Here is a 7,291-nt window from a genome sequence, read left to right as displayed (position 1 = left end):
TTATGCGGTTTTTAGCAAAAGATCCGGAAAATCAGCTATAACCGGCCATCGGCTAAAATCAAGCAAAACTTTTTATTTTAGCATAAAATTATTTTGCAAGAGGTCTATTGTGCTGCCAAAATGCGGCGACGTTCCTCTAAGGGCAATTGCATAAAAGCACGCCGATCGCTTAAGGAGATGGGTTTCCCTTCTTCGGGAACGGGATTGGGTGAAATTACATAATATTCAACCCTTTGAGGATTCGCCACTCGCTGGGAAGCATTCAGGATTTCTAGTCTGACCAAATTTCCGTTTTTGTCATAATCGAGAATCCGGTCGGGTTGTTCCCGCTCTCTTTTTTCTACCGGACTTTCTTGAAAATAGATATTCAACACATCTGTTTCGGGATTGTAACTAATTTTCATGGTTCTACCCCTGAAAGTTTGGGTGATATTTTCCTCGGGTTTGGGAACCCGAACTACCGATCACGATCGCTGTAGGTTTAGCCCTCTCTTCCCTGCGATCGCCCAATGCTGTCAAAGGTTTGGCGGGACTTGCCTCCATTCTATCCCCGAGGGTTGCCAACAGCGATCGCTCAGAAGGAACGCCTCGGACAAAGTTGCAGTTAGGGCGATCGCCTCTGCAAACCTGCGATCGCCTTTATCCAACTTTTAATTGAGTGCAGCCGAAACTATCTAAGAGTTAGACTGTCCTTGTGCTGCCTGCCGAACGATCTCCACATCCAACCCCAACGCTGCGGCAATTTGTTCCACACTTAACCCGATCGCCAACAACCCCGGTACGGATTCTAGCTTACCCTCCGCTTTCGCTTGTTGGTAAAATCTCGTCTGTTTTAAATCCTCTAATCCAAACATCGCTTCTAACTCCTCCCGCGTTAACTCGGTAAACTTGTACAGGATGACGGTTTCTATTAATTCTACAACTTTTAGCTGGAGTGCGGCATCGTCGAGTTCCTGCTTTGCCTGCTGTAGCAGTTGGTTCGTTTGAGCGATCGCCGTCTCTCTATTTCCCACAATCAATTCCACGATTCCCAAACCCAGGGAGGGTTCTGCTGGCATCTCTAATTCATCCAAGTACACAAACTTGACTTGTTTGCTCATCACCAACCCCCGATACTGGTTGGGCACTCCCGGATCTAAATTGCGCGAGGCAAACACCGCCACCGCACACCAATCGTTGTTCGGTTTGTATTGTCCCAGATAAACGAAAATTTCGGTAAAAAACCGCCAATAAAAGTCTGACTTAAACTGAAACTGGACTTCTACAAAGTAGATCAGCAGAGCGGTTTCTTTTTCCCTGGGCAAAAATAGGCCGTCAAAGCGGCGAGCGAGTTCTTTGATTTCCCGTGAAGAAAACTGATAAGCGGTTGCCCGTTCGGGAGCCTCCCCCATGATTTCAAATAGTAATTGCGGGAAGGTTTGAAAGAGTTTGTAAAATAGGGTATCTGTTCTCATTCTTTCCTCATGGTTTCTTCTATTAATTTATCTTGAAATTTTCCCGACCCAGCAAATAAAGGAAACTCTAAAGACGATCGCCCCAGCAAAACTGCGATCGCCCTCACTGCAACCCATTCAAACTCAACCCAAACATCGGCACAAATTCTGCAATTTTCCCTGCCGTCTTCTGTTGCCAATGGTCACGCGGCATCGGATTTAACCCAGCAAAATATCGCTTCCATCCGCCCAGGAACGGCTATAAATTAATCAGAAAAATTTGCATGATTAAATCTTACCCTGCTTCTTAAGTTCAGACAAAGCATTTTCAGCCGCTTGCTTTTCAGCCTCTTTCTTGCCGCAAGCTTTGCCTTTTCCATAGGGTTCATCATTGACAGACACTATAGATTGATATTCCGGTGCATGATCGGGACCTCCGATCCGTTTTGTAGTGTATTTGGGCAATATTGAGCCAAAAGTTGTTTGGACATACTCTTGCAGCCTATTTTTGGAATCAATGTTAGAACGCAGTTCAACGATTGTGGGAGATACCGAATCAAATAAATCCTCGATAATAGGACGAAGTACCTCCATCTTGCGATCGCAGTCTAAATAATAGGCTCCTACCACCGCTTCAAAGGTACTACTCAATAAATTAGGACTTTGATAACCCCCATTCCGAATCATCCCTTGACCCAGACGCATCCGAAAGGTTAACCCCACTTCAGTGGCAAATTTGGCAAGTTGCTTTTCATCCACCAATGCCGATCGCCGTCGAGTCATTTCGTCTTCTGCCATTTCCGGATGCCGACAGTACAGGTATTCACCACTAATAAAAGTCAGGATAGCATCCCCTAAAAACTCTAGGCGTTCATTATGCAGTTCGCCAGAGTTTTCATTGGCATAAGAACGATGAGTCAATGCCTGTAGCAATAGCTTTTCATTCGTGAATTTCAATAATTTATGGTCCATTTGTAACAGCCTCATGGGTAGTTTTTATCTAAATCATAGCATTTATCTCGTTGGAAAATAAAAAGGGGCAAACCCATGTTTGCCCTTTTTGGGAATCACGCTATGTGTTTGATTGGGTCAGAATTTATCGTTTATTTTTGAAACGATAAAAAATATGTTCAACTTGATTTAAAGCGCAAAAGCCCTCAACACCAACCCGCTTTTGTAGCTTTTTACTGGTCTGATTCCAGGATTGTGTAACTATAATCACTTTTTTCCCGTGGGATTGGCACTGACTTACTAAATCACTAAATCCCCCATCCTTGGACAACAAAATTACTGTACATATTTCGGGGTTAGTGAGAATATACTGCTTACAGTCAGCCTTGATTTTCTCGTCTGCATCATTTTTATGCAATCGAGACGCCTGAACCCAACGACATTCAAAACCGCATTTGTCCCAAATACTAGCCCATTTTTTCAGTTCTATGCACCCACCGTATGCTTTTACATAGGAGGGTTTTCCATATTTTGTAGCAAATTGCAATAAAGCTATAACTTGCTCTTCGGACCGAACGTGGACATTTTGACCATCCCACAAAATCGCTACTTGATTCGACGTTAGTTGATTAGACATTTTATTTTGTGCCTCGTTTATGATTCGTGATTGGAGGCAGCTTCCGGGCATAGATCTGTACAGTAAAACCCCAGATACATTCTGGAACTGTTAGATCTATTCCGGTTGTCGTCTTAAAATCACAGTACCCTCATTCCCTGAATCATCACAGAGTTATTACATTGAGCTGGCTAAATTTGATACCAGACCAAGGCAAGAACTTTATGAAGTCCAGGTGCAGGGGTGCTGCTCATAAGACGAGAACCCAAGCGTAATGCTTGCGTTGCGCTGTAAGCTGCGTTGATTTCATTAATGCACAGTCTTTTGGGTTTGTCAAGGGCGATCGCAAAATTTCTTGTCTGCCCCTCATCCCTTGCTAGAGTACCTAGGGTCTATACCCATTTTCCCATACAAAGCAAGCCTGCGCGGGCTACCCTGCACCGAAGCGGCTGGAACCTGTACGTTCATGGAGCCAGACTTTTCAGAGTCCAATTCAACATCACCGGCATCGGTAGCGTCCGAAATAATATTAATATCCTAACCCCAGAACGACTAACTGGGAAAATTTGGAGAAGGGCGATCGCCCCCTTCAATCCGCCGCTGAATTGCCTCCTCAGAAATGCGGATAGTTTCTTCAGTTAAAGGTGCAGGATACCAGGTTGCCTCCGAGTCAGGACTCCGACGATTCACTAAAGCATCTAATGCTTTTAAATCATCTCGATAAGCTAATAGATAGGCTTTTAATTCCTCTGGGGACATCAGGTCAAATTTTGGATTCCTAAATAAACCTCCATTCTCCACTGTCGATAACAATCACTTCTAAATTATCTGCTGCCAATGTGCTTGCTTCTTCCTGGGGTTAATCACAGTTTCCTTCAGGGGGGCTGTTGCTCTTCTGCCAGACCTATAATGCCCCACTTTATTTTATGGAAATCCCTTAGTAATCGCCTCTCGTAAAACATCCGTAATATCTGGCTTTTCGCAAGCAATAACCACATCGGGTAAATGTTGGTGATGGGGAAAACTCGATAAATCTGGAAAGTGGGGAGTGCTGTCATAGCGAAAAATCAAACGATTGCCCTGATCTTGATAGTGATAACGATAGTCTAACCACATCAATACATCCTCCTCAACCACGATCGCCTCATTGATTTCCAATAACTGCCCCTCACTAAACCTCACCCGAATCCGCAACGTAGCTCGTTGTGGCGTTAACACCTCCTCCACATATCGCTCAACATAGACATCCTCTAGTGCCATTAAAGCCTGCTCAACGCGATTTAGATAATTTGCTAAAACTTCATGCCACATCTTGTAATCGCTTCTCTAACTCCAACCGCAAACCCAAAAAATGACGATAATCATTGGCCCACTCCACCCAATGCTCCTCATCGGAAAATTGTCCTTTTGAGTAGCGATTAAAAAACTCTTCTGTGTCCATACTGTACTGACTTTCATACAAGCTCAAACGCTTGGTCACGGCAATCAAGGCATCCAACGGTGAAGTGTAAATAACTTGCTGTTTTCGCATTTTGAATCTCCAAAGCTTAACTCAAATCCCCTGATTTGTTGCCAATATCCCCCAATAAATTGTCAGATAAATTGGATAAAATGAGCGTGCCTAGTCCAAATACTTCCGCACAATTTCTACGATTTTTTCCGACGCATGACCATCTCCGAAGGGATTGACTGCGGTTGCCATTTTTTGATAGGAATCCTTGTCTTTTAACAAGGCACTGGCGGCGGTGAAAATCTCTAGGGAATCGGTGCCGACTAATTTGGCTGTACCGGCGTCGATCGCCTCGGGACGTTCTGTGGTTTCTCTTAACACCAAAACAGGTTTCCCTAATGCCGGTGCTTCTTCTTGCAATCCGCCGGAATCCGTTAGTAACAAATAGCATCGTTGCATGGCCCCGACTAATTCGGCATAGTCTAATGGTTCCGTTAAAAATACCCGGGGATGATTGCCTAACATGGCTTGTAATGGTTCTCGGACGGTGGGATTTTTATGTAAGGGTAACAGTAATGCGGTATCGGGAAATTCATCCAAGGTTTTGAGAAATCCTTGGGCAATTCCCGTTAGGGGTTCGCCCCAATTTTCGCGGCGGTGAACTGTGGCGAGGAGGACGCGATACTGTTGCCAATCTAGTCCGGGGATGGGACAGTCGGGTTGGCGGGAGGCGACGGAGAGTAAGGCATCGATGACGGTGTTTCCGGTGAGGTGAATCTCTCCGGTGACCCCCGATCGCTCTAAATTTTCTACCGCTTTTGTAGTAGGAGCAAAATGCAGTTGCGCCAGTTGGGAAATTAACCGGCGATTGGCTTCTTCGGGATAGGGATTGAATAGCTCATCGGTCCTTAAACCCGCTTCCACGTGACCGATCGCAATTTTTTGATAAAACGCAGCTAAAGCGCCAGCAAAGGCGGTGGTGGTATCCCCTTGGACGATTAACAAATTCGGAGTCGTCTCTTGCAAGAACCCTTCAAGTCCCTGTAAACTACCACAGGTGATATCCGTGAGGGTTTGCTGATGTTTCATGATCCCGAGGTCGCAGTCGGCTTGCAAGTCGAACAGATGCATGACTTGCTCCACCATCTCCCGATGTTGGCCAGTTAAAATAACTTGGGTCGTGAAATCGGGCGATCGCCGGAATGCCTGGATCACCGGGGCCAGTTTAATCGCTTCAGGACGGGTTCCCAGGGCAATCAAAATTTTCAGGGGAGAGTTTAGCATTAGGCGCTTGATCGGCAAGTGAACAACAGGCGGAACCAACCCATTCTGTTAAAAGATGTCAAGTTTTGGGAAAACTCTAACAAAGAGAGGGCTGAGTTAGATCTATCTTAGAATACATCCACTCATTGATTGCTAGACTTACTCAACCGCCTAAATTCGCCCATTCCCTAGACTGAGCCAACTCCCTAAAATTTAATCCCTGTTCGTTAAAGAGAGAGAGTCATGACACAATCTCAGCGTCCACCTGTTCCACCACCGCCACCCCCGCCACCAGGGCGGCCCCCGGCAGCCCGCGCCCCTGGAGGTCCCCCGATGCCGCCGCCACCGCCGCCACCGCCACCAGGTCGGCCACCGGGTCCCCCGGCTGGGGTCGCTGTCGCAGCACAACCGGCGACCCCAGCCGCACCCGCCGCCCCCAAAGGCCCCGGCCCTAGTCCCGGACATCCGACCTTGCGGGACTTAGTGGTACAGGCGAATGAAGAAGGAATTTCCGATATTCACCTTGGAGTGAATGAACTGCCGCGCTTCCGCAAACGGGGGGATATTGCAGAAGCGGGGTATCCCGTCACCGATCTCAATACCTTTATGAGTTGGTTGCGGGAATGTATGAGCAATGAAGAAATCCAGCAGTTTCAGGAAAACCTAGACTTTGACGGGGCGTTTGATTTTGGGTTTGTGCGGGTCCGGATCAGTGCGTTTGACTCGTTAGCAGGTCCAGCGATGGTGTTGCGACTGATTGCTGCCAAAATCCTGACGATGGAACAACTGGGTTTACCCGAAGTGTTTAAAAAGGTCTGCCACTATCACAAGGGGTTGGTGTTGGTGACGGGACCGACGGGTTCGGGTAAGTCTACGACAATGGCGGCGATGATTGACTACATGAACAAGAATTTCGCCTATCACATGATCACCATTGAGGATCCGGTGGAATTCGTTCATGAAAGTAAGAAATCCCTGATTAAACACCGGGAAGTGGGTCGGCATACCCTGAAGTTTTTTAATGCGCTTAAAGGGGCATTGCGGCAAGACCCAGACATGATGTTAGTCGGAGAAATTCGGGACAAGGAGACCGTGGGGATTGCCATTAAAGCAGCCTCAACAGGTCACTTAGTCATGGGAACGCTGCATACGAATAGTGCAGTCAAAACCCTGACTCGGATTTTGGATATGTTCTCAGCGGAAGAACAGATTTCAATTCGGGTTTCGCTTTCGGAAATTCTGGTTTCGATTATTGCTCAGTTGTTGTGTAAAACCACCGATGGAAAACGAGCGGCGTTCCACGATATTATGATTAATACGGACGTCATCAAGGAATATATCCTCAAAGAACAGTATGAGGATATTCAACAAATCATGCTGAAAGATACTTATGAAGGCATGACGACGATGAACCGATCGCTCTATGAGCTGTATCAAGAAGGGCGAATTACGGAAGAGATTGCGTTGGAACAGTCGCCAACCCCGAACGAAATGGCTCAAATGCTCCGAGGTCGGATTTAAAGGTTCACAAACTCAGGTTTTTCTGTTGCACGAGCAGTTATGAATGTTAAGGGGTCC

The 7,291-nt window shown here is 46.4% G+C and carries 11 protein-coding genes; 2 read left to right on the top strand and 9 right to left on the bottom strand.

All coding sequences use genetic code 11. From position 1 onward, the window contains the following. Window positions 1–104: 104 nt before the first annotated feature. A complete protein-coding gene (locus tag NG792_RS17650; protein WP_261236243.1) occupies window positions 105–404 on the bottom strand; it encodes a DUF2283 domain-containing protein in 300 nt (99 codons plus the stop codon). Here NG792_RS17650 and NG792_RS17645 point away from each other — a divergent pair. Then, window positions 403–654, top strand: a complete 252-nt coding sequence (locus NG792_RS17645) for a hypothetical protein (protein WP_261236242.1) — start codon at window positions 403–405, stop codon at window positions 652–654. The genes NG792_RS17650 and NG792_RS17645 overlap by 2 nt on opposite strands. 20 nt (window positions 655–674) lie before the next feature. On the opposite strand, the gene NG792_RS17640 is transcribed toward NG792_RS17645, so the two are convergent. The 8 genes from NG792_RS17640 to wecB form a co-directional block, all read right to left on the bottom strand. Beyond that, window positions 675–1,454: an Rpn family recombination-promoting nuclease/putative transposase gene (locus tag NG792_RS17640; RefSeq protein WP_261197218.1), complete on the bottom strand. Its 780-nt coding sequence runs from the start codon at window positions 1,452–1,454 to the stop codon at window positions 675–677. Beyond that, the gene (locus tag NG792_RS17635) at window positions 1,451–1,633 is read right to left on the bottom strand and encodes a hypothetical protein (protein WP_261197217.1); all 183 of its coding nucleotides are present in this window, start codon (window positions 1,631–1,633) and stop codon (window positions 1,451–1,453) included. The genes NG792_RS17640 and NG792_RS17635 overlap by 4 nt, the downstream gene beginning before the upstream one ends. An 88-nt stretch (window positions 1,634–1,721) precedes the next feature. Continuing rightward, complete coding sequence (gene rnc, locus NG792_RS17630; protein WP_261236241.1) at window positions 1,722–2,405, bottom strand: ribonuclease III; 684 nt, start codon at window positions 2,403–2,405, stop codon at window positions 1,722–1,724. Window positions 2,406–2,529: 124 nt separating this feature from the next. After that, window positions 2,530–3,021, bottom strand: coding sequence for an NYN domain-containing protein (locus NG792_RS17625; RefSeq protein WP_261236240.1), 492 nt, complete (start codon window positions 3,019–3,021; stop codon window positions 2,530–2,532). A gap of 531 nt (window positions 3,022–3,552) precedes the next feature. Next, complete coding sequence (locus tag NG792_RS17620) at window positions 3,553–3,801, bottom strand: DUF6887 family protein (RefSeq protein ID WP_435387588.1); 249 nt, start codon at window positions 3,799–3,801, stop codon at window positions 3,553–3,555. Window positions 3,802–3,924: 123 nt separating this feature from the next. Then, on the bottom strand, window positions 3,925–4,311 hold the full coding sequence (tumE, locus tag NG792_RS17615) for a toxin TumE (RefSeq protein WP_261236238.1): 387 nt from the start codon (window positions 4,309–4,311) through the stop codon (window positions 3,925–3,927). Next, window positions 4,301–4,531 (bottom strand): antitoxin TumA, encoded by a 231-nt coding sequence (gene tumA / locus NG792_RS17610; protein ID WP_261236237.1) that lies wholly within the window; start codon window positions 4,529–4,531, stop codon window positions 4,301–4,303. Before tumA ends, tumE begins: the two co-directional genes overlap by 11 nt. Window positions 4,532–4,621: 90 nt before the next feature. Then, entirely contained in the window at window positions 4,622–5,734 is a 1,113-nt protein-coding gene (gene wecB / locus NG792_RS17605; protein WP_261236236.1) for a non-hydrolyzing UDP-N-acetylglucosamine 2-epimerase, read from the bottom strand. Window positions 5,735–5,956: 222 nt separating this feature from the next. On the opposite strand from wecB, the gene NG792_RS17600 reads away from it, so the two are divergent. Then, window positions 5,957–7,234: a type IV pilus twitching motility protein PilT gene (locus NG792_RS17600; RefSeq protein WP_261236235.1), complete on the top strand. Its 1,278-nt coding sequence runs from the start codon at window positions 5,957–5,959 to the stop codon at window positions 7,232–7,234. The last annotated feature ends 57 nt before the right edge of the window (window positions 7,235–7,291 follow it).

The sequence above is a fragment of the Laspinema olomoucense D3b genome (assembly GCF_025370785.1).
GTDB classification, from domain to species: Bacteria; Cyanobacteriota; Cyanobacteriia; order Cyanobacteriales; family Laspinemataceae; genus Laspinema; species Laspinema olomoucense.
The sequence above is the reverse complement of the archived record's forward strand: the minus strand, read 5'-3'. Positions and strand labels throughout refer to the sequence as shown.

Bases quoted from the DNA above. Each gene is read 5' to 3' on its own strand.
- NG792_RS17625 (WP_261236240.1), bottom strand. From the start codon at position 3,021: ATGTCTAATCAACTAACGTCGAATCAAGTAGCGATTTTGTGGGATGGT.
- tumE (WP_261236238.1), bottom strand. From the start codon at position 4,311: ATGTGGCATGAAGTTTTAGCAAATTATCTAAATCGCGTTGAGCAGGCT.
- wecB (WP_261236236.1), bottom strand. From the start codon at position 5,734: ATGCTAAACTCTCCCCTGAAAATTTTGATTGCCCTGGGAACCCGTCCT.
- rnc (WP_261236241.1), bottom strand. From the start codon at position 2,405: ATGGACCATAAATTATTGAAATTCACGAATGAAAAGCTATTGCTACAG.
- NG792_RS17650 (WP_261236243.1), bottom strand. From the start codon at position 404: ATGAAAATTAGTTACAATCCCGAAACAGATGTGTTGAATATCTATTTT.
- NG792_RS17600 (WP_261236235.1), top strand. From the start codon at position 5,957: ATGACACAATCTCAGCGTCCACCTGTTCCACCACCGCCACCCCCGCCA.
- tumA (WP_261236237.1), bottom strand. From the start codon at position 4,531: ATGCGAAAACAGCAAGTTATTTACACTTCACCGTTGGATGCCTTGATT.
- NG792_RS17640 (WP_261197218.1), bottom strand. From the start codon at position 1,454: ATGAGAACAGATACCCTATTTTACAAACTCTTTCAAACCTTCCCGCAA.
- NG792_RS17645 (WP_261236242.1), top strand. From the start codon at position 403: ATGGTTCTACCCCTGAAAGTTTGGGTGATATTTTCCTCGGGTTTGGGA.